This is a genomic window from Bifidobacterium sp. SO4 (assembly GCF_018555355.1).
Classification (GTDB): Bacteria; Actinomycetota; Actinomycetes; order Actinomycetales; family Bifidobacteriaceae; genus Bifidobacterium; species Bifidobacterium miconisargentati.
The window spans coordinates 63,763-83,944 of record NZ_JAFEJP010000003.1 but is presented as its reverse complement, the minus strand read 5'-3'; the positions used below and the strand labels follow the sequence as shown (position 1 = coordinate 83,944).

General features: G+C 61.7%; 20 protein-coding genes and 1 tRNA gene. 8 read left to right on the top strand and 13 right to left on the bottom strand.

The window, feature by feature from the left end; all coding sequences use genetic code 11:
• Positions 1 to 22: 22 nt before the first annotated feature.
• The 3 genes from JS536_RS03350 to JS536_RS03340 form a co-directional block, all read right to left on the bottom strand.
• Positions 23 to 910, bottom strand: coding sequence for an ATP-binding cassette domain-containing protein (locus tag JS536_RS03350; RefSeq protein WP_240544236.1), 888 nt, complete (start codon positions 908 to 910; stop codon positions 23 to 25).
• Entirely contained in the window at positions 907 to 2,154 is a 1,248-nt protein-coding gene (locus tag JS536_RS03345; protein ID WP_214355768.1) for an MFS transporter, read from the bottom strand. The genes JS536_RS03350 and JS536_RS03345 overlap by 4 nt, the downstream gene beginning before the upstream one ends.
• Before the next feature lie 68 nt (positions 2,155 to 2,222).
• The gene (locus JS536_RS03340) at positions 2,223 to 2,768 is read right to left on the bottom strand and encodes a hypothetical protein (protein ID WP_214355767.1); all 546 of its coding nucleotides are present in this window, start codon (positions 2,766 to 2,768) and stop codon (positions 2,223 to 2,225) included.
• A 184-nt stretch (positions 2,769 to 2,952) separates the two neighbouring features.
• Here JS536_RS03340 and JS536_RS03335 point away from each other — a divergent pair, with 184 nt between their 5' ends.
• Positions 2,953 to 4,365: a DHA2 family efflux MFS transporter permease subunit gene (locus JS536_RS03335; protein WP_214355766.1), complete on the top strand. Its 1,413-nt coding sequence runs from the start codon at positions 2,953 to 2,955 to the stop codon at positions 4,363 to 4,365.
• A 48-nt stretch (positions 4,366 to 4,413) separates the two neighbouring features.
• The gene (locus JS536_RS03330; RefSeq protein ID WP_214355765.1) at positions 4,414 to 5,433 is read left to right on the top strand and encodes a lipocalin family protein; all 1,020 of its coding nucleotides are present in this window, start codon (positions 4,414 to 4,416) and stop codon (positions 5,431 to 5,433) included.
• Positions 5,434 to 5,618: 185 nt separating this feature from the next.
• Here the strand turns inward: JS536_RS03330 and JS536_RS03325 are convergent, their stop codons facing one another.
• The 3 genes from JS536_RS03325 to JS536_RS03315 all read right to left on the bottom strand — a co-directional run bounded on the left by JS536_RS03325 (position 5,619) and on the right by JS536_RS03315 (position 6,576).
• Entirely contained in the window at positions 5,619 to 5,903 is a 285-nt protein-coding gene (locus JS536_RS03325; RefSeq protein WP_214355764.1) for a hypothetical protein, read from the bottom strand.
• A gap of 82 nt (positions 5,904 to 5,985) precedes the next feature.
• Positions 5,986 to 6,375, bottom strand: a complete 390-nt coding sequence (locus JS536_RS03320) for a LysM peptidoglycan-binding domain-containing protein (protein WP_346427457.1) — start codon at positions 6,373 to 6,375, stop codon at positions 5,986 to 5,988.
• Between the two features lie 127 nt (positions 6,376 to 6,502).
• Positions 6,503 to 6,576, bottom strand: a tRNA-Pro gene (locus JS536_RS03315).
• 575 nt (positions 6,577 to 7,151) lie between these two features.
• Here JS536_RS03315 and JS536_RS03310 point away from each other — a divergent pair.
• From JS536_RS03310 to JS536_RS03285, 6 genes are all read left to right on the top strand, one after another.
• Positions 7,152 to 8,546 (top strand): UTP--glucose-1-phosphate uridylyltransferase, encoded by a 1,395-nt coding sequence (locus JS536_RS03310; protein ID WP_214355862.1) that lies wholly within the window; start codon positions 7,152 to 7,154, stop codon positions 8,544 to 8,546.
• 278 nt (positions 8,547 to 8,824) lie between these two features.
• The gene (locus JS536_RS03305; RefSeq protein ID WP_214355763.1) at positions 8,825 to 10,747 is read left to right on the top strand and encodes a WYL domain-containing protein; all 1,923 of its coding nucleotides are present in this window, start codon (positions 8,825 to 8,827) and stop codon (positions 10,745 to 10,747) included.
• A 142-nt stretch (positions 10,748 to 10,889) separates the two neighbouring features.
• Positions 10,890 to 11,207 carry a hypothetical protein gene (locus tag JS536_RS03300; protein WP_214355762.1) on the top strand — a complete coding sequence of 106 codons (318 nt, stop codon included), beginning with the start codon at positions 10,890 to 10,892 and terminating at the stop codon, positions 11,205 to 11,207.
• A gap of 22 nt (positions 11,208 to 11,229) precedes the next feature.
• A complete protein-coding gene (locus tag JS536_RS03295; protein ID WP_214355761.1) occupies positions 11,230 to 13,812 on the top strand; it encodes a DEAD/DEAH box helicase in 2,583 nt (860 codons plus the stop codon).
• 125 nt (positions 13,813 to 13,937) lie between these two features.
• Complete coding sequence (locus JS536_RS03290; RefSeq protein ID WP_109056104.1) at positions 13,938 to 14,285, top strand: RNA polymerase-binding protein RbpA; 348 nt, start codon at positions 13,938 to 13,940, stop codon at positions 14,283 to 14,285.
• Between the two features lie 185 nt (positions 14,286 to 14,470).
• Positions 14,471 to 15,190: an HAD hydrolase-like protein gene (locus JS536_RS03285; protein WP_214355760.1), complete on the top strand. Its 720-nt coding sequence runs from the start codon at positions 14,471 to 14,473 to the stop codon at positions 15,188 to 15,190.
• 342 nt (positions 15,191 to 15,532) lie between these two features.
• Here JS536_RS03285 and JS536_RS03280 read toward each other — a convergent pair whose 3' ends face one another.
• The 7 genes from JS536_RS03280 to JS536_RS03250 form a co-directional block, all read right to left on the bottom strand.
• Positions 15,533 to 15,934, bottom strand: a complete 402-nt coding sequence (locus tag JS536_RS03280) for a hypothetical protein (protein ID WP_217625098.1) — start codon at positions 15,932 to 15,934, stop codon at positions 15,533 to 15,535.
• Positions 15,935 to 16,185: 251 nt separating this feature from the next.
• The gene (locus JS536_RS03275) at positions 16,186 to 16,824 is read right to left on the bottom strand and encodes a MerR family transcriptional regulator (protein WP_214304520.1); all 639 of its coding nucleotides are present in this window, start codon (positions 16,822 to 16,824) and stop codon (positions 16,186 to 16,188) included.
• Positions 16,825 to 16,959: 135 nt separating this feature from the next.
• Positions 16,960 to 17,403 carry an FHA domain-containing protein gene (locus JS536_RS03270; protein WP_214355759.1) on the bottom strand — a complete coding sequence of 148 codons (444 nt, stop codon included), beginning with the start codon at positions 17,401 to 17,403 and terminating at the stop codon, positions 16,960 to 16,962.
• Between the two features lie 18 nt (positions 17,404 to 17,421).
• The gene (locus JS536_RS03265; RefSeq protein ID WP_109056109.1) at positions 17,422 to 18,240 is read right to left on the bottom strand and encodes a DUF881 domain-containing protein; all 819 of its coding nucleotides are present in this window, start codon (positions 18,238 to 18,240) and stop codon (positions 17,422 to 17,424) included.
• An 18-nt stretch (positions 18,241 to 18,258) separates the two neighbouring features.
• Positions 18,259 to 18,591, bottom strand: a complete 333-nt coding sequence (locus JS536_RS03260; protein WP_109056110.1) for a small basic family protein — start codon at positions 18,589 to 18,591, stop codon at positions 18,259 to 18,261.
• Positions 18,591 to 19,568, bottom strand: coding sequence for a DUF881 domain-containing protein (locus JS536_RS03255; protein WP_214355758.1), 978 nt, complete (start codon positions 19,566 to 19,568; stop codon positions 18,591 to 18,593). Before JS536_RS03255 ends, JS536_RS03260 begins: the two co-directional genes overlap by 1 nt.
• Positions 19,558 to 20,175, bottom strand: coding sequence for a CDP-alcohol phosphatidyltransferase family protein (locus JS536_RS03250; RefSeq protein WP_109056112.1), 618 nt, complete (start codon positions 20,173 to 20,175; stop codon positions 19,558 to 19,560). Before JS536_RS03250 ends, JS536_RS03255 begins: the two co-directional genes overlap by 11 nt.
• Between the last annotated feature and the right edge of the window lie 7 nt (positions 20,176 to 20,182).

The following is a 20,182-nucleotide window of genomic DNA, read 5'->3' as shown; positions in this document are numbered from 1 at the left end:
GCGAGGCGTTCATTCGGTCCGCTCATGCGAAACGCAGCTGGTGCGAGGCTCTCCATCGCTGCCCGGTTCGCTCTACGTGTAGCGGGACGCCGAACATCGATTCGAGACGTTCGTCGGTAAGTCCTTCGTCAAGTGGTCCGGTGAATGTGATGGTTCCCGGTGTCGTGTTGCCGTCAAGTGTGGCGTAGATGCGCGGATGCGTGTCGAGGTATGTCATGCACTCGTGTTCCGTCATTCGGCCCATCATCGCGATATGGTCGAATCCGGCGGGGATGTCTTCCACCTGATGCGTGACGAGCAGCATCGTGCGCTCGTCCCCTCGCGAGGCCAGCGTCGACAGTTCTCGCAATACCGTTTCACGGCCACCCAGATCAAGGCCGGTGGTCGGTTCATCGAAGATCAGGAGATCTGCCGGCGAGACGAGCGCGCGGGAGATCATCACCCTCGTGCGTTCGCCTTCGGACAGGTTGCGCCACTGTTTGCCGGTCAGATATGCGATGCCGAGCCGGCGCATCATCGCGTACGCCTTCTCGTATGCCTCGTCGGCCGAATCCTTCGTTCCTCGTGGAATCCCCGAGGCGACGACCGTGAGCGGATTCATTTCCGACCCGATGTTGTGCCCGAACGCCGCCGAGACGATGGCTATGTGGGTGCGACGGCGCTCCGGGTCCGAGCCCGCGACGGTTCGGTCCCCGAAGACGCGCAGTTCGCCGACGTTGGGGTAGGTGCGCATCGCGATCATTTCCAGCAGTGTGGATTTTCCCACTCCGTTCGGTCCGAACAGCACCCATCGTCCGCCGGTGGCAATGGTGAGGTTTACGTCGGCAAGGATCAGCCGCCGATTGCGATAGTAGCCCACCGACCTGGCTAGTACCATTGCGTCGTAGGGTGTTTCGCCGAGCATGGTCATCGCCCCGCTTCCTTATTCCGTCCGACGATGATGCCGATGGCGGTCTGTGCGACGGCCAGTATGGCCAGCATGATGAGCACCGTCCGCCATCCCGAGGTGATGTCGTAGATCGTTCCGGCCAACGTGGGACCGACTGCGGCGAGCAGGTATCCGACGCATTGAGCCATGCCCGACAGTTGCGTCGTCTCCTCGGTGGTCGAGGTCTTCAATCCGATCAATGAGAGTGCCACGACCAGAGAGCATCCCGAGCCGATGCTGGCGACGATGATCCACAGCAGATCGAGCCGCGGTGCGAATGCCAGTCCGAGCGCACCGATGGCCAATGGCACGCTGGCGACGACAACGGCGGCGACCTGGCTGTCGCCCTTCAGCAGCACGGGGATGAGCAGTCCCATGACGATACCGACGAGCTGGAAGACCGCCAGATGCCAGCCGGTCCGGTCGGCGGGCACGCCGAAGGAGACCTCGATGGTGGGCAGCCAGGTGACGCACACGTAATAGTTCACGGATTGCAGCCCCATGAACAGGGTGACGGCCCATGCCTCCGGCCTTTTCCGCATGGAGACGCGGAGTCGGGTCTCCGATGCCGTACTCTGTCGGCTGCGGGGCTGCGCATCGGCGGCGGTCTTCGCAGCCGGGGTCGTCCTTTGCGCATTCGCCCGTGAACGCCATAGCCACAGCAGCGTGACGATTCCGGCGGGAATGGCCCAGATGCCGAGCGTGCCCTGCCACCCGATTGCATCGGACAGGGGCAATGTCGTGGCCGAGGCGAACGCGGCCATGCCGGTCATGCATGCGGAGTATATGCCGGTGGCAAGTGATGTGTGACCGGGGTAATCGCGTTTGACTATGGCCGGCACCAGAACGTTGCCCACCGCGATCGAGCAACCGATGACGAGCGTGCCGGCCCACAATCCGATGGTGCCGCATGCCGAACGGATCACGATGCCGAGCGTCAGGAACGCCATCGCGGCCAGCACGGTGCGTTCGATGCCGAGGCGTTCGGCGGCCCGGTGCACCATCGGGGAGACGACGGCGAACGCGAGGATGGGCAACGAGCCGAGCAGGCCCTGCATCGTCGCGTTGAGATGTTCGGACGCCCCTATCCGTGGCAGCAGCGGGCCGACGGATGTGAGCGGGGCTCGCAGATTCAGCGCGACGACGAAGACCAGCGCGGTCAGTATCGATGCGGCGAATCGCGATGCCGACGAGGGGATGGGATGATGTTCTGTTATCTGTTCCATGATGATTGGCTAGATGATTAAAGAGTATCCGTGTGATGATGCCGTTGATTCGTATAGGGGGGTGTTCGTTATCGTCCGTCGGGGATCCGGGCGGCGATGGCGTTGAGGTTTTCGACGACCGCCGCGATGATCTCGGCGTCGCTTTGTCCGCCTTCCAGCTTGAGCAGGCCAAGCGAGTGGAGGGCCCCGGCGATGGAGAAGACGGCGGCGATGCGCTCGCGCTCGTTCGCTGCTCGGGCGGAGTAACGTTCGACGAGCATCAATTCGATTTTGCGGAACATGGCTTCGGGGCGGCCTGCGAACAGGACGCGCAGATCGTCGATCTGGCTGTCGATGGCCGGTCTCCAGCCATTGAGGAATGCGGGTGGATCGGACAGGATCTTGTCCTTGTCGGGGTAATGCTCCAGCATCGCGTCGATGGTCTCGTCCTCAAGTTTGTCGTTGAGGTCGTATACGTCAAGGTAATGCTTGTAGAACGTGCTCGGGTTGACGAGCGCGAGGTCGCAGATGTCCTTGACCTTGACCTTCGAGACCGGAACTCCTGATGCCCGTAGGCGCAGAAACGCCTCGCGGATTGCCTTGCGGGTTTTGACGATGCGCAGATCGGTCACCATGCTCCTTTCGTTCTGCCGGTAGCGTCATTCCCGCTCCGTCCATAAGCCGCGTGTTATTCGACGATTCAGGCGAATCGTCGAATAAGCGAGAAATGTCGCATATCGGTGGTTGTCATCCGTTGCGTTTCGATAATAATTGATGCTCGTTGAATAATCAATAACTATTGTTTATTGGAGTGTTATTGTGAAACTTGGCATCAACAGAAAACAATGGATCATGGTCATCGTGCTGCTCATGGGCACATTGCTGGCCGTGCTCAACATGTCGGTGGTCACGCCGGCGCTGCCGTCCATCATGAAGGACCTCGGGGTGGATTCCACCACCGTTCAGTGGCTGTCCAGCGGCTATTCTCTGGTCGAGGCGATGGTCATCCCGCTCGCAGCGTTCCTCATGGGGCGCTTCTCCACCCGCAGACTGTTCATTGGATGCATCTCATTGTTCGCGGTCGGCAGTCTCGTCGCCGCATTCGCGTCGACCTTCCCCCTGCTCATGGTCGGCCGGGTGCTGCAGGCCCTGTGCACCGGCGCGATCATGCCGATGGTCACCGCGGTGATCCTGCTCGTGTTCCCCAAGGAAAGCCGCGGTACGGCAATGGGTATCACAGGACTCGTCGTCGGTTTCGCCCCGGCGCTCGGCCCGTCCATCTCCGGCGTGATCATCGACTCGTTCGGCTGGCGCACGCTGTTCGTCATCATGGCGGCCGTCTCGCTGATCGTCATCGCGTTGGCCGCCGTCTACCTGCGTAACTTCGACGGCTTCCAACCGGGTGCGTTCGACCTTGTCTCCGTGCTGCTCTCCTCGGTCGGTCTGGCATGCCTGTTGTACGGGCTGTCCACGTTCACGTCCACCGGCAACATGATGCTCACCGTCTCGCTGATCGTCGTCGGCGTGCTGCTCGTGGCCGTGTTCGTGCGCCGACAGCTCAAGGCGAAGGAACCGATGCTGCGCGTCGGAATCCTCGCCAACCGCGCCTACGCGCATTCGGTGATCATCGTGGCATGCATGCAGGCGGCCCTCATGGGTTGCAACGTCATGGTGCCGATGTTCATCCAGACCGTGCTCGGCGCATCCGCCACCGCCAGCGGGCTCGCCATGCTTCCCGGCGCCCTCATCGGCGCATGCTGCGGCATCGTCTCGGGCCGCATGTTCGACAAATACGGCATCCGCAAGGTCGCCCTGCCCGGCCTGACGGTCATGACCATCGGCGGCGTGCTCATGGCTCTGCTCGGCGCGGACGCCTCGGTCATCCTCACGGCATGCGCCTATACCGTGCTCTACGCGGGACTCATGTTCGCCATGACCCCGGTGAACACCTGGGGCATCAACGCGCTCGACAACGAAAATATCGGGCACGCGCAAAGCGTGACCAACACCGTCGGACAGATCGCCTCCTCGATGGGCACAGCCCTCATCGTATCCATCTCCGCGCTGTCCACCACCCTCGCGCCCACCGCCACCGGACACGCGCAATCCATACTCGGCTCGACGCTGGCATTCGCCGCCATCGCGGTCATCCTCGCGGCCGCCCTCGTCACAGCGCTTCTGGCGACTCGAACGCACCGAGGCACGACGAAACAGACTCTCGTCGGACAGTGACCGAAACGGCAACGTATCAACAGACACGGAACCAAAACGAAACGAGGCATGATGAACACCACGAACAACTCGCTGATCCACAACATCCGTACCTTCCACCACGGCACCGAACCGCTGGTGGATCCCATCCAAGACACATTCATACGCACCGACAAAGTCGGCAACTCATGGTTCTGGGTCGGTCATTTCGAGACGGGCGGCCACACCCTTGACTTCATGTACCATGTCAGCGTTCTGCAGTTCTCCAAATACCTGCCGGTGCGCATGATCAACAGCGTGTTGTCCATCACCGATGAGACCGGACGCATCTACCGTCACGAAGACCGCTTTTACAAGGTCAGGCGAGGACAGGTCGCAGGCCAGGGACTGCACATCCACACCGACAAGGACGTCATCGAAGGCGACCTCGACAACATGCGCATCGCATCGGCCATGCCGGACGGATCCATCTACCTCGACCTGCACGGCACCGGGTACCCACTCTACAGTCTCGGTACCGGCTACTTCCAGATCGCCGGAGTGGCCAACTACCAATACTCGTTCCCGCACATGGCTGCCAAAGGCGTCATCACTCTCGACGGCCAGCGCCACGAGGTGGAGGGAATGGTATGGATGGACCGTCAGTTCGCCGGCATGCCCAAAGGCAGAAGCCTCAAGGATGGCTACAACTGCAAATGGCTGTGGATGAACCTCTGCTTCGATAACGATCCCGACGTGATCAGCCTATGGGGTGTAACCGAACTGGCCACGGGCAGCGAACATTGCTGGGCCAGCGTCCTGCATGAGGACGGCACCCAATCTTCCGCCGGCGTGGATCCGATGGTCGGCGACTCCTTCAACGTGTGGGAAAGTCCTGTGACCGGCATGAAATACCCAACCGGCTGGACCATCTCCATCCCCGAATGGGAAGCGAAACTCACCGTCACATCCATCATGGACGAACAGGAAATCGCTTCGCCGAACCCCTCAGGGCGCAAATACGAAGGCGCAAGCCAAGTGGTCGGCACCTACCGAGGACACTCGGTAACGGGCCACTGCTGCCTCGAACTCGTCGGAGGATGGAACTAACAACACCGGCCCATTTTCCGAAAAACACCGGCATCGGTCCAATTCCGCCAACCCGCCGAAGAAAGCCACAACCCGCCGAACCGGTGAACAAGGGATTTGGAATGGGCACTGAATAGCCTTTCGGGGCTCTCGCACAAGTGAAGCCCGTCTCACGCACAACACGAGACGGGCTTAACTCCTTGTTTTTATTTAGCTTCACTGTCTTTGCTGAGCTTGCCACCGAACGCTTGGTTCACCAAGGTGTAGACGGCTTGTGCGACGCCGATGACGTCGGTGAGGACGATGCCCCAGCCGTAGCCGTGGGAGCCGTTGGTGGCGGCGATGGCGATGACGCCGAGCAGGATGCTCACGCCGAGACTGGTCAGGCCCACGTAGTCGGCGGGAATGTACTTCTTGAACGCCTGCACCAATGCGGGTGCGATGAGGGCGACGATGCCGGCGGCGAGGGTGGTTGCTGTGGAAATATCCATGAGTGTTCTCTTTAGGTTCGTTTGGGCATGGGAGTGGCGGCCTCCGGCGTGGTACCGAAGGCCGCAGTCGGTTGGCAGCTGCCTAGTAGCGCAGCTGCTGTCCGGGGTAGATCAGGTTCGGGTTCCTGAGGTTGTTAAGTTGGGCGACGCGCTGCCAGCCGGACGCGCCGAAGATGCCGCTCAGCGTCTCGCCGCTTCTCGCGACGTGGATCCGCGTGCCGGCACCGGTGTTCGATACCGGAGTACTGTTGCCGCGGTAGACGACGGTCTGGCCGGGCCAGATGCGATGGATGTTGCCGGAAGGCACGCTCCATGCGGTCACGGGCCAGAGTCCGGTACGTGCGGCGATGCCGCTGATGGTGTCGCCGGAACGCACCACCATGCTGTACCCGCTGCCGGCGCTCGGCCGAGACGGCTGCGGCGTCGGTGCTGGAGTGACGGTGGTGTTACCGGGGTTGGCGCAAGATGACACGCCCGCCATATGAGGCGTGTCGGGGTGAGGGCGCGTTCCGTTGTGTCCCTAGTTGTGTCCCGGATAAAAATACGGCGTGTCGCAAGATACAAAAAGCCCGGAATCGTTGAAATTCCGGGCTAAATCGTCGGACCAGCGGGATTTGAACCCGCGACCCCTTGACCCCCAGTCAAGTGCGCTACCAAACTGCGCTATGGTCCGATGTTGCTTTTCGCAACAGATGAATAATTTACCAGAGGATTCGGAAAACGCAAATCGGCGTGTTCCGCTTGGCGCGGTGGCAAGACAGTTCTCATTCCCGGCCTCCGCTCTCGCACTCCCGCTGCTTTCCGCAAGGCTCTGTTCAATCACAATTGGCATGAATGCCATCGAACTACCCCTCAGTCGGCTACGCCGACAGCTCCCCTGACAAGGGGAGCCAAGAGTAAAGGACATGCCAGATATGTCGATTTTGGTTTAACGGAACTTGCCGCCGTCCCTTGAACACGCGCCCAGCCAACGTCATGTGCCCTCTCAGAATTCTGGCGCTAGACTGAGGTGCTATCGCAGTACGAAAGGGATCAACATTGACCGAACTGAACGATGACGCCCAGCCGAGCGGTATCGCCGATCGCACCAACATCGCCAACAACACGAACACCACCAGCACCAACGTCGCCGGCGTAACCGGCGGCGCAGCCGTCCCGCCAACGGCCAACGCATCAGACGCTCCCGTCGCACCCGCCGATGCGATCGCCGACCAGAACGACGAGATCTTCCAGCACTCCGCCACCAAGATGCGCGAACACGGCATGAGCGAGACCGCCATCGCCCAGTTCGAACGCCTTTACGACGTCTGGCGCCGCGAGGAGGCCTCCAGCTGGATCCGTGAGGAGGACATCGAGCCGCTCGGCCATATCCCCAGCTTCCATGACGTCTACGAGACCATCAACCACGACAAGGCCGTGGACGCCTTCGCCAAGACCGCCTTCATCAAGCTCAACGGCGGACTCGGCACCTCGATGGGCCTGGAGAAGGCCAAGTCGCTGCTGCCGGTGCGCCGTCACAAGGCCAAGCAGATGCGTTTCATCGACATCATCATCGGCCAGGTGCTGACTGCCCGCACGCGACTGGACGTGGAGTTGCCGCTGACCTTCATGAACTCGTTCCACACTTCCGCGGACACCATGAAGGTGCTCAAGCACCACCACAAGTTCAAGCAGAGCGAAGTGCCCATGGAAATCATCCAGCACCAGGAGCCCAAGCTCTCCGCCGCCACCGGCGAGCCGGTCAGCTTCCCGGAGAACCCCGATCTGGAATGGTGCCCGCCGGGCCACGGTGACCTGTTCTCCACCATCTGGGAGTCCGGCCTGCTGGATGTGCTGGAGGAGCGTGGCTTCAAGTATCTGTTCATCTCCAATTCGGACAACCTCGGCGCGCGTCCCTCGCGCACGCTGGCGCAGCATTTCGAGAACACGGGCGCCCCGTTCATGGCCGAGGTGGCCATCCGCACCAAGGCCGACCGCAAGGGTGGCCACATCGTGCGCGACAAGGTGACCGGCCGACTCATGCTGCGAGAGATGAGCCAGGTCCATCCCGACGACAAATCCGCCGCCGAGGATATCAAAAAGCACCCGTACTTCAACACCAACTCCATCTGGATCCGCATCGATGCCCTCAAGGCCAAGCTCGCCGAATGCAACGGCGTGCTGCCGCTGCCGGTGATCCGCAACAAGAAGACGGTGGATCCCACCAATCCTGATACCGAACCGGTGATCCAGCTCGAGACCGCCATGGGCGCCGCCATCGGGCTGTTCAACGGCTCCATCTGCGTGCAGGTGGACCGTATGCGATTCCTGCCGGTGAAGACCACCAACGACCTGTTCATCATGCGGTCGGACCGTTTCCATCTCACGGATACCTATGAGATGGAGGACGGCAACTACATCTTCCCGAACGTCGAACTCGACCAGCGTTACTACAAGTACATCCACGACTTCGACGAGCGATTCCCGTACGACGTGCCCTCGCTGGCCGCCGCCAATTCCGTGACCATCAACGGCGATTGGACGTTCGGCCGCGACGTCTCGTTCTATGCCGACGTGATGTTGGAGGATCAGGGCAAGCCCAGCTACGTGCCCAACGGCGAATACGTCGGACCGCTCGGCATCGAACCGGATGACTGGGTGTGAAATCCCATGTGAAATCTCATGCCTGCCGGGGTGGATGCGCCCTTTGGACGGACGATAACCACCCGGCAGGCATGCGGAGCGATATTCGTCGCAACGACTGAATCTCATTTCAAACCGGCGCGAACGGTCGTAAAAGACACGGCCGGGACACGGAAAACAACAAAATAGCGTTATTTTTCGGGAAATGTCGCTGAACAGCGGAAAAACCCTCTAAGATAGAGGGAGTGCAGGTTATGCTGCACACTTATAAACAAAACATTAACTTTACGTGAGGACTAATGGCAGAAGGCACGAGCGGACGTCGGCGTTTTTCCGATAAGTGGGGCAAACACGAGCTGGATGTACTGGCCGTGTTGTCTTCGGCGTTCCCGCAATGGCTTACTTCGCGCCAGATTGCGCAGCGTGTGAAGGCCTATGCGGATTCCTACGGCGAACTGGCCGATCAGGCCGCCAAGGCCGCGTTCGCCAAGCAGTTCCAGCGCGACCGCGCCAAGCTCGCCGCCATGGGCATCGCCATCGAGTCCCGCCAGCCGGAATACTCGTCCAAGTCCGAGGGCCAGGACTTCGCGTCCTACCGCCTGCAGCTGGGCGATGAACCGCGTATCCGTCTCATGTTCGAGCCGGAGGACATGCCCGTGCTCGCGGCGGCCAACTACCTGGCCCGTTCCATGTCCATCTCCTCCGAGCCCGACCAGTCGCAACTTACCCAGCACGCCTCGCGCACCACGCCGCGTGTGCCTCAGACCCCGATTCCCGGTCTGGGCCTCGACTCCATCGCCCCGGGTCTCGGTACCCAACCGATTCCCGATTCGTTGGTCAAGGTCATCGACTCGCGTCGTTTCGCAGCCACCGTTGAGGTGGACGGCGAACATCTCAACGTGGCGTACACTGACTCCGATGATCTGGCCATGTACGTGCTGGAGCATCCCGGTGCCACCATCGTGAGCCCGCAGGAGGCCGTGGACGCCTACCACCGTCGTCTGCACGCGGCCAGCCAGTTCACGCTGGCGGATGAGTCGGCGAGCCCGGTGAGCGCCTCCGTGGTCTCTCCGTCCATCAGCCGCGACGTGAGCGAGCCCGGCGATCCGGAATCCATCAAGGCCCAGAACAAGAAGAGCGGCGCCGCGTTCCAGACCGGCAGCGAGGTGGATCGCCGCCTGCGCCTGATGCTGTTCCTCTCCGCCCATCTGGGCGAGGAGTTCTCCATGGGCGAGCTTGCGGTACGCTTCATCGGCAAGCCCAAGAACGACGACGAGCTCAAGAAGTTCGTGAACATCATTCACAAGGACATCAACACGCTCACCACCGTGTCCGATGACGGCGAGATGGCCGGCAGCCAGTTCTTCGACATCGACTGGCCGCTGCTGGACGCCGAAGGCATCGTCTCCGCCACCAATTCGCTGGGACTGGAGCGCCTGGCCGGCATCTCGCCGCAGTACCTGAGCATGCTCACGGCCTCAGTCAGCTACCTTGCCCATTCGCCGCTGCTGCCGGACAAGCAACGCAATCAGGCAGAATCGCTGTACCTGCGCCTGCGCCGGCATGTCACGCCCGGTCAGACCCCGTGGCTGAGCCTGACCGGCTACGAGCTTGAGCCGCGCAGCTTCTCCGTGGTCAAGCGCGCCATCAACACCGATTCGCTGCTGGACATGGAATACACGGACGGCACCGGCCGCCTGCGCCGCAAGCTGGTGGCCCCCTTCAAGATCTTCATCGACGAGGGCGTGTACTACGCGGCCGTCTACACGGACGTCGGCTCCGCCGCTCCCAAGGACAAGAAGTCGTACGTCGCCAAGGACATGAGCATCGACAAGGCCACGGGCAAGCCTCGTGTGTGGCAGGTGCTGCGTCTGGCCCGCATCGAGAAGGCCGAGCTGGTCAAGCCCACCAAGGAACTTGACGTGCCGAACGTGCCGGTCGCCGAACTGCGCAAGTGGAGCTTCGACAATGGCACCGAGGCGGTGTTCATCACCGACCAGCGTGACCTGCCGTTCATCAAGACGCTGCCCGCCGCCACCGTGGAGCATTGCGGGGCGGGGGAGAAGGTGCACTTGACCGTGTCCTCCGACTCCTGGTTCGTGGCGTTCTGCATCTCCCACGCCCGCCACATCACGGCCGTGGCCCCGGACACGCTGCGTACGATGATCGTGGCCCGCGCCGAACGCGAGCTCAGCATCAGCGACGGCAAGGACAACAAGTAGGTCCATTCAGTAGACCGCGCGGTACAGTTACGGTAGACAGATAGCGTTCCGTCCATCGGGTAGTGTGCGATCGCCGCACGTGCGGGCGAATGGGACGCTGCGTAACGGAAGATAAGTAGCGGAACTAGCAGAAGGAGACATCATGCCTTGGTGGATATGGCTGGTATTGGCCCTGTTCATGCTGGGCATGATCGTCGCCGGACTGGTCTACGCCGGCATTTATGGCCTGCGTGCGCTCAAGGACATGTCCGGCGTGGCCGAGCAGGTCGGCGAACGTATGTCCGCCATGGGCGAGCCCGCCGAAGCCGGTGATTCCCCCGAACCCCCGCTGTTCACCCAGCCGCTGAGCGTGGCGCAGGAGCGCTATGCCGACACCTATGTGGCGGTGCTCAGGCGCAAGGCCGCCAAGCGCGAACGCCACACGCAGGCCTGGAGCCGTTGGAAACGCTTCAACAACTAACTACTCCCATACGGAAGGCATCATGGCACGTCACCATCACAGCAAGGACGACTCGCAATCCCGGAACCTGAGCCCCTCGCAACGGTACGCCGCCTTCCAGAAGGTCAAGCGTCAGCGCGCCTCCGTGGCCGCACGGTTCGCCGCCACGCTTCCGTTCGACCTTGACGACTTCCAGATCGAGGCCAACGAGGCACTGGAGGCAGGCAGCAATGTACTGGTCGCGGCCCCCACCGGCGCCGGCAAGACCGTGGTGGCCGATTTCGCCATCTACCTGGCGCAGGACCGCAATGTCAAGGCCTTCTACACGACCCCCATCAAGGCGTTGAGCAACCAGAAATACCATGATCTGGTGAACGTGTACGGGCCGGATCGCGTGGGCCTCCTGACCGGCGACACCTCCATCAACTCCGAGGCGGACATCGTGGTGATGACCACCGAGGTGCTGCGCAACATGCTCTATGAGCGTTCCTCCACGCTCGCCGCCCTGCGCTACGTGATCCTGGACGAGGTCCACTATCTCGCCGACAAGTTCCGTGGGCCCGTGTGGGAAGAGGTCATCATCCACCTGCCCAAGTCGGTGAAGATCGTGGGTCTGTCCGCCACCGTGTCCAACGTGGAGGACTTCTCCAACTGGATCGCCTCGGTCAGGGGCGAGACCAAACTGGTCATCAGCGAACATCGCCCGGTGCCGCTGGAACAGCATGTGCTGGTGCAGGCGGACGAACACACCGAACCGGAGGTGCTGGATCTCTACCGTAGAGACGCCAACGGCGAGCAGACCGTCAAACTCAATGCCGAACTCATCAACCGGCTTGACCAGCTGGACCGCAAGGCCGCACGCCGGCGCGGCGAGCAACGTCCGGACAAGCGCAAGGGATTCAAGGGCGGCAAATCACGCCACGGCGGCCAGCTCAAGCCCGAACGGTATACGCCCCGCCGGTGGGCCGTGGTGGACGAGCTGCATTTCCTCGACATGCTGCCCGGCATCTACTTCATCTTCTCGCGCAATGGCTGCGACCAGGCCGTGGAACAGTGCATCAACGCCGGGCTCGAACTCACCACGGATGAAGAGGCCGTGCGCATCCGCCGCATCGTGGACGAGATGGTGGACGGCCAGCTCACCCAGGAGGACCTCAAGGCCCTGCACTTCTCCAAGTTCCGCTTCGCCCTCGAGGAGGGCTTCGCCTCGCATCACGCCGGCATGATCGCCCTGTTCCGCCAGATCGTCGAACGACTGTTCGAGGAGGGCCTGGTCAAGATGGTGTTCGCCACCGAAACGCTGGCCCTCGGCATCAACATGCCGGCCCGCTGCGTGGTGGTCGAGAAACTTGAGAAGTTCGACGGCACCGGCCATGTGGGCCTGACGCCCGGTGAGTTCACCCAGCTGACGGGACGTGCGGGACGTCGCGGCATCGACACCATCGGCCATGCCATCGTGGTGGACCATCACGGCTTTGTGCCGGCCACGGCCGCCGCACTGTCCTCCAAGCGCGTCTACCCGCTGCATTCGAGCTTCCGGCCCACGTTCAACATGGCCGTCAACCTGCTCAATTCCAGCGATTACGAGACCGCCCGTGTGACGCTCGACCAGTCGTTCGCCCAATGGGAGGCCAACGAATCCGCCTGGCAGCTCGAATCGCAGATGACCACGCTCAAGACCGCGCTGGCCGGCTACGAACAGGCGTTCCAGTGCAACCACGGCGATTTCAAGGAATTCATGACGCTGCGCATGGAACTGAGCTCCCTGGAAAAGGACGGTCGGCGCAAGCTCAAGCACGAGGTCTTCCTCACCGACCAGGATCGCAGCAAGGCGTTCCGTGATCTTGAGGCGCGCATCCAGGAACTGCGCAAGGCAGAGCGACAGCATCCCTGCCGCAACTGCCCGGATCTGCAGCAACACCTCAAATGGGGACATCGCTGGGCCCGTGAGACGCGGGAACTGGAGCGTGTGACCAATCGGTACGATTCCCGCACCGGTTCCGTGGCCCGCCAGTTCGACCGCATCTGCGACATCCTGACAGAACTCGGCTATCTGGAACGTCGAGAGACCCCGGACGGGCGCATCGACATGACACTGACGGACAAGGGCCGGCTGCTGCGCCGCATCTACAGCGAGCATGATCTGGAACTGTGCGAGGCACTGCTGTCCGGCACGTTCAGCAAGCTTGACGCCAACGGTCTGGCCGCGGTGCTCTCCGCCTTGGTGTACGAGGCCAGGCGTGGGGGAGAGGGCGAGCCGCGTCACTACCCCGGCGGCGTCTCCGGACGAATCGCCATCGCATCCTCCAAGCTCAAGGGCGTCTGCGCGCACATCGATGCGCTGTGCGAGGACCATGAACTCGCCGAACTCGCCCAGCCGGACTTCGGTATCGTGGACATCATGTACGAGTGGGCGGACGGTGCCTCGCTCGCCGCCTGCCTGTACGGTACGGACATGACCGGCGGCGACTTCGTGCGTACGGCCAAGCGGTTGGCGGACGTGCTTCAACAGATCGCCGTGGCGGGCCCGTTGCCGTTCGACGGGGGAGAAGCCCTGGCCGATACCGCCCGTGAGGCCGCGGACCGCGTCAATCGCGGTGTGGTGGCGTACTCGGGCGTGGACTGAGTGGACTGACGGGGATGTACGGCGGCGGATCGGCAGCGGTCCGAGGCAATCCGCCGGAATAGAGTCCAAGTCCGAACTGTTGCGTAAATTAGTATGGTTACGAATTATTCAAGGAGGATGCCGATATGGCAGAACGCAGCTTGAGGGGCATGAGCATCGGTGCGAAGTCGCTGGAGTCCGACGACAACGTGGACTTCGCCGCCAGGAACGATGTGGCATACGTGTGCCCGAAGGGCCACCGCACCATCCTGCCGTTCGCCGAAGGCGCCGAAGTGCCGGACGAATGGGAGTGCCGTTGCGGTGCCGTGGCGCATCGTGAGGGCGACGAGGATCGCGAAGGCGACGAGATCGCCAAGCCCACCCGCACCCACTGGGACATGCTGCTTGAACGCCGCAGTGAGGAGGAACTCGCCACGCTGCTCGAAAAGCGCCTGCAGATGCACCGTGACGGTTGGATCCCCGACTACGAGTGATAGGCCACGAATGGCCGCGAGCGATTCCGGTGTTGCCGGTCCGCGCAACCACATGAACAACACGTGAACTTTATGCCCAGTCAAACCGACTGGGCATAATCATTGCTGGTACGTAGCGCGTGTGACCTGAAACACACGATATGCACGTAGGTTTTCAAGAACAACGACAGGGGAGTAGACCTCACATGGCACAGCACCCGAGGAAAGTGGTCCTGCTGGACCTTGACGGCACACTGACCAAGTCCGACGGCGGCATCATCGCGTCCGTCGTCAAGACCTTCGAGGCCCTGGGCCGTCCGGTGCCGGACGACGCCGAGCTGCACCGCTTCATCGGCCCGGCCATTATCGAGTCCCTGCAGCGCAACCATGTGCCGGAGGACGAGCTGGATCGCGCCGTGGACATCTACCGCAGCTACTATGCGGACAAGGCCGTGTTCGACGACCCGAACGAGCCCGGCAACAAGGTGCCCGGCCGCCTGGTGAACGTCGTGTTCCCCGGTATCCGCGAGCAGCTCACGAAGCTGCGCGAGGACGGCTATTATCTGGCGCTGGCCAGCTGCAAGCCGGAATACCAGTGCGTGCCGATTTGCGAGCACTTCCACCTGACCGAACTGCTGGACGGCATTTACGGCGCGTCCAAGGACAACACCCGTCTCGACAAGGACCAAGTGATCCGGTACTGCTTCGACAAGATCGGCTTCGACGCCGAGGCCGGCGATAAGGCCGTGATGATCGGCGACCGTTACACGGACATCGATGGTGCCCGTGCCTGTGGCCTGGACACCATCGGTTGCCGCTGGGGTTACGCTCCGGCCGGCGAGATGGAGGAACACGGCGTCTACGAGATCATCGAAACCACCGACCAGCTTGAGGACGCGGTCAACCGGTATTTCGCATCGCACTGATCATGTTGATTTGATGCCGCTTCCTTTGGCTGGCGAACGTTGATGCGTGTCATCGTGAGATCGGCCAAGGGAAGCGGTTTTTCTTATGGTTAAGAGTTGGGGACGTCGTAATTCGGAGAGCGGTAGGGAACTATCGGAATTACCAATCTGACATAACGTACATTATCGGATATTTGGAATACCTTGTACTGCCAGGGTCTGAAACCAAATAGTTCCAAGACCCTGGTCATTTCCGAGAATTATAGGTCATCACCGAAAACCTGTTATTTATACTTACGGTTGTTCCCGCCTGTCATAGACACACGGATAGGCGCGAGAAAACCGTTTCCGCGATAGTCGTTTTCACTTGTCGCCGTTCCTGTCACGTCCGGCTGCGCTGCCGATGCGTCGGTCCATTTCGGTTTCCATCGCGTGCTTTGCCTGCACATACATCACGGCGATTTCTGACATCACCAGCACGATGACGATGATCGCGCCGGCCAGCGCGTTCTGTTCATAGAACGCACGCACATCCATATCCATGGCGTCGGCGGTCAGTGCGTATACGGGAAACGGCACGATCGCCATGATGAACGACGCCACATGCGCCATGACCACGGTCCAGCTCACCGGATTGACGGCCCCGCGCCTGGACCGCGGCGTGAACACCTGGCCGCGCAGCACCGTGAGTCCGATGATGTTCGCCGCCATGACCACGGCGATGATCCACAAGGCCGCGGGCAGCAGTTCGATGAATAGCGTCATGGTTCGGAAACCTCCGGAATCGAGTGATGCATGGGTAACGCTATGGTACGCTACTCCCCTATATTGCAAACGTTGTCAATCTTGCTGATAGGCATTGGAGCGACAGGCTGCGACCAACATGATTGTGGCCCTGTTATCGAGGCTGACGTGAATCTACCGGACTACCCCTCAGACGGCTTTGCCGCCAGCTCCCCTGACAAAGGGAGCCACGAATAGGGATATGCCACAAATCTTGGTTAGCAGAACCACAATCATTGCATGGCCTGCTCGCGCTGTCGGCGCTGTGCCTCGAGCTTCTTGCGCATGCGCATGGCCGTGAGCTCGTCGATGGGCCGCGCCGTGGTTATGATGGCCGGATTGGCGGTCAGATCCACATAATCCTCGTGCTCGAGCGCGGCTTCGATCTGGTGCCAGAGCGAACCGACCGACACGGCGAACACGGCCTTACCGCTTTGCAGCAGTTCAAGCATCTGCTCGCTGGTGGTGCATTCGTGCACCTCCTGGCCGTCGCACATGATGGTCACGTTGGCCAGCTGGTCGGTGCTGCGCTGGGTAAGAAAACCGATGGCCGCGGTGACGTTCTGCAGGTTCACGCCGGCGTCCAGCAGCCTCTTGGAGACGGCGAGAATCACCACGTCCTTGAAGGAGTACAGTCGACGCGAACCGGACCCGTGCGAGGGGGTGATCGAGGGCTCGACTATCTGTTTGCGTGCCCAGTAGTCGAGTTGCCGATAGGTAATGCCGGCCACTTTGGATGCCACGGTGCCACGGTATCCGCGTTTGGGTTCCTCGGAGTCGCCGCTGGAGAACAGCTCCCCCTGAATCGCGGGCGCGTTCAGATTCGTCTGCTCGCGGAGCGGAACATGGAGGTGCAGCTCGGTCTGTTCCATCGCACTCCCCCCTTCATTGGGCGCGGCCATCGGGTGCGGCATCATGGCGTTTCCGTCGCATCGCGGCCGACGATGGACGTACCCCCTGTGCCTGCCGGACCAACGTCGCGGCGGGCACAGGAAACGAGTGGGCTGCTACTGCGAGATGACGGCCGACTTGGTGAAGAACATGAGGCGGAACTTGCCGATCATGATCTCGTCGCCGTTCTTCAGGACGGCCTGATCGACGCGCTGGCGGTTCACATACGTGCCGTTGAGGCTGCCGGCGTCGATGACGGAGAACTGGCCGTTGATGCGGCGGAACACGGCGTGCTGGCGGGACACGGTGGAGTCGTCCAGCAGGATGTCCGCGCGCGGGTCACGGCCCACGGTGATTTCATCCTCGTCCAGCAGATAACGGGAGCCGGATACCGCGCCTCGGGTGGAGATCAGCAGCGCCGTGCCGTCGGACAGGCGGGTGATGGTGTCCAGATCGTCCTGGGTGAGCGGACGGTCGCCGGTGGAGGTGATGGGCAGTACGTTAATGGCGGGCAGACCGATGATGGTGGTTTCGCCTGCGCTAGGAATCGGATCAGTCATAATATTTCAGTTTACTCCCTACTCTACGGTTTTCGCATAATTGCTTTGCGTAGCCTCGTGTATCTCATCGATGACGATGTTGTCCGAGGAGCGCACGTCCACGGTGGCGCCGTATTTGACCTGCAACTGGGCGCCGACGCCACCCGCGATGTCCACGGCGTTGGACAGTTCCTGCGGGTTGCCGATGGCCTTGACCACGTAGGTGGGCGAGATGGCGGTGCCGTCCGCGATGAGGCCTTCGTCGGCGTCCTGGATGTACGTGGATGCCACGACGCGCACGTCGTTGATGGCGATGACCTCGGCGCCGGCGTTGCGCAGCTCCTCGATGAGGGTGAACATGATGGAGGCGTCCACCTTGGTGGAGCCGCGGCTTACGCGCACGGTGATGCCGGGACCTTTGGCCGGCAGACGGCCGGAGATCAGGCCGCTGGTCTCCTCGTTCTGCTTGGCGATCTTGCGGGCCTGATCCCGTTCGTTGGCCGCGGATTTCAGTGAGTTGAGCTGTTCGGTGAGCTGGCTTTTGCGCTGTTCGAGGTTGGTAATCTGCGTGTTCGACTCGTTGAGCAGGCGGACGAGCTCGCTTTCGTCCAGCGTCTCGTACGTGGATTTGCTGTTGTTGATCTGGGTCATGTAGGCGAAGCCCAGCAGCGCGCACATGAGGGTGACGAGCACGGAGGACAGCAGCCGGGAGCGCAGTCCCCCGCGGTTCGTGTTGCGACGCGGCTTCTTGCGGACGGTGGGGAACGAACCGGTTTCCATCCGGTCGTTGACGGTGTCCTGAGCATGCTGGTCCCGCATCTTCTCCAGCATGTTGTTCGATTTCGCGCGTCTGGCCATACCTCTGGGCTCCCCTCGTCAGCTGCGGAAGATGAAGCGCCTGATGGCGGACACGTTCGAGAAGATGCGGATGCCAAGGACCACGATGACGGCGGTCTGCAGCTGGGAACCCACGCCGAGCTGGTTGCCGAGGAACACGAGCAGCGTGGCGGTGATCACGTTGGCGAAGAAGGAGATCACGAAGACGCGGTCGGAGAAGCTGCGTTCGAAGTAGGCGCGGGCGGCACCGAGCAGGGCGTCAAGCGCGGCGACCACCATGATTGGCAGATACGGCTGGACGATGACCGGGATGTCCGGCTTCACAAACACGCCGACGACCACGCCGATGATCAGTCCGAGAACGGCTGCCATTACTCGTTCCTTTCCGCGTACTGGACCTCTCCAGTCACCGCTGCCTCAAGTGTAATCGAATTGGATTTGCTCACCTGCGGGTAAATGCCTGCTTCTTTGAAGGATTCGTAAAGGCTTGCGAGTTTCCGTTCCCCCATGGCCTCGGCCAGCGCGTTCTTGTCGCCGATGGCCTCGATGGTGTACGGGCTTTGGATTGCGGTCATGCCGATGAGGATGTGTCCGCCGGCCTTGCGGATCGAGGTTTGTGCGCCGAGCCGGTTGCCGTTGATGGCGATGGCTTCCGCGCCGTTCTGGAACATCAGGGACACGAGCTGCTGCAGGTCGAGATCGGTGACCACGCGGATGGAGGTGGAGGTGCCGACCCTGGACGAGGAGGTTTGGTCCGACTGGCTGGCGGCGATGGGATCGGCCAGGGTCATCGTGATGCCTTCGCCTTCGACCGCCACGGTGCCGTTGAGCATCTCGTCCTGCAGGAGGGTGTCGCTTTTGACCGATCCGGAGATCTTCTTGGATTGGGCATCCACCTTACTGCGCAGATCGTTGACCTGCTGGGTGAGTTCGTCGATCTGCGTGTTGCGATCCTCCAGCTGGCTGCTGAGCGTCTGCCGCACCTGTTTGCGCGGGTCGGACTGGAGCTGCTGGACGAACAGGCTGCCGGCGAATCCCACGGCCACGCAGATGAGGAACACGACGATGCGGTTCACCCAGATGGAGAACGTGGAGCGGTGTTCATGGACAAGCCTGGCGTCATGGAACATCGGGTCCATGGGACGGTTGACGAGGTCGTCGATGAGGCGCAGGGAGTCGTCGTTGGTCTTGCGGCGTCGACGGGTGCGGATGGCCGCGGCGTCATCCGGGGAAAGCGCATGGTGTGATTCCACCCCGCGTACGGAGGCGGAGAACACCGAGCGACGGCGCACCGGCTCGTTCTCCTTGGATACAGGGAACGAGACCGGGGCCGTGGAATCAAGAGGCATGCCGCTCCCCCAGCTCCTTGCGCAGCAACGAGACGCCCTGCCTGGTGTAGATGTATCCGGCGAGCCAATACATGGCCAGACCCCAGATACCCGCCGCCAGCGCGGCGAGGTAGAGCAGGTGGAAGAAGGTGGACGTGCCCAGATCCGCGAAGATCAGGCCCACGATGGAAATCATGAGCAACGCGGTGCCGGCCTTGCCCACGAAATGCACGGGCAGCGGGCCGTAATCGTACTGGGCGAGCCAAAGCACCTGAATGGCCATCCACAGGTCGCGCAGTCCCACGATGATCAGCATCCACCATGGAATGATGCCGGCGATGCCGAGGGCCAGGATCGAGCAGAAGATCAGCAGACGATCGGCGATGGGGTCGAGGATCTGGCCGATCTTGCTGACCTGGTTGAACTTGCGTGCGATGATGCCGTCCAGCCCATCAGATGCCGAGGAGATGGCAATCAGCACCAGTGCGGCGATCATCTCGTGCCGTGACACCAGAACGGTGATGAACGGGATGGAGATGATGCGCAGCGCACTGATGAGATTCGGCACGGTGAAATAGATGTCCCGCGCCTCCGGGCTGTATCTGGTGTTGGCTTTCTGGTTGGTCATACTGCCT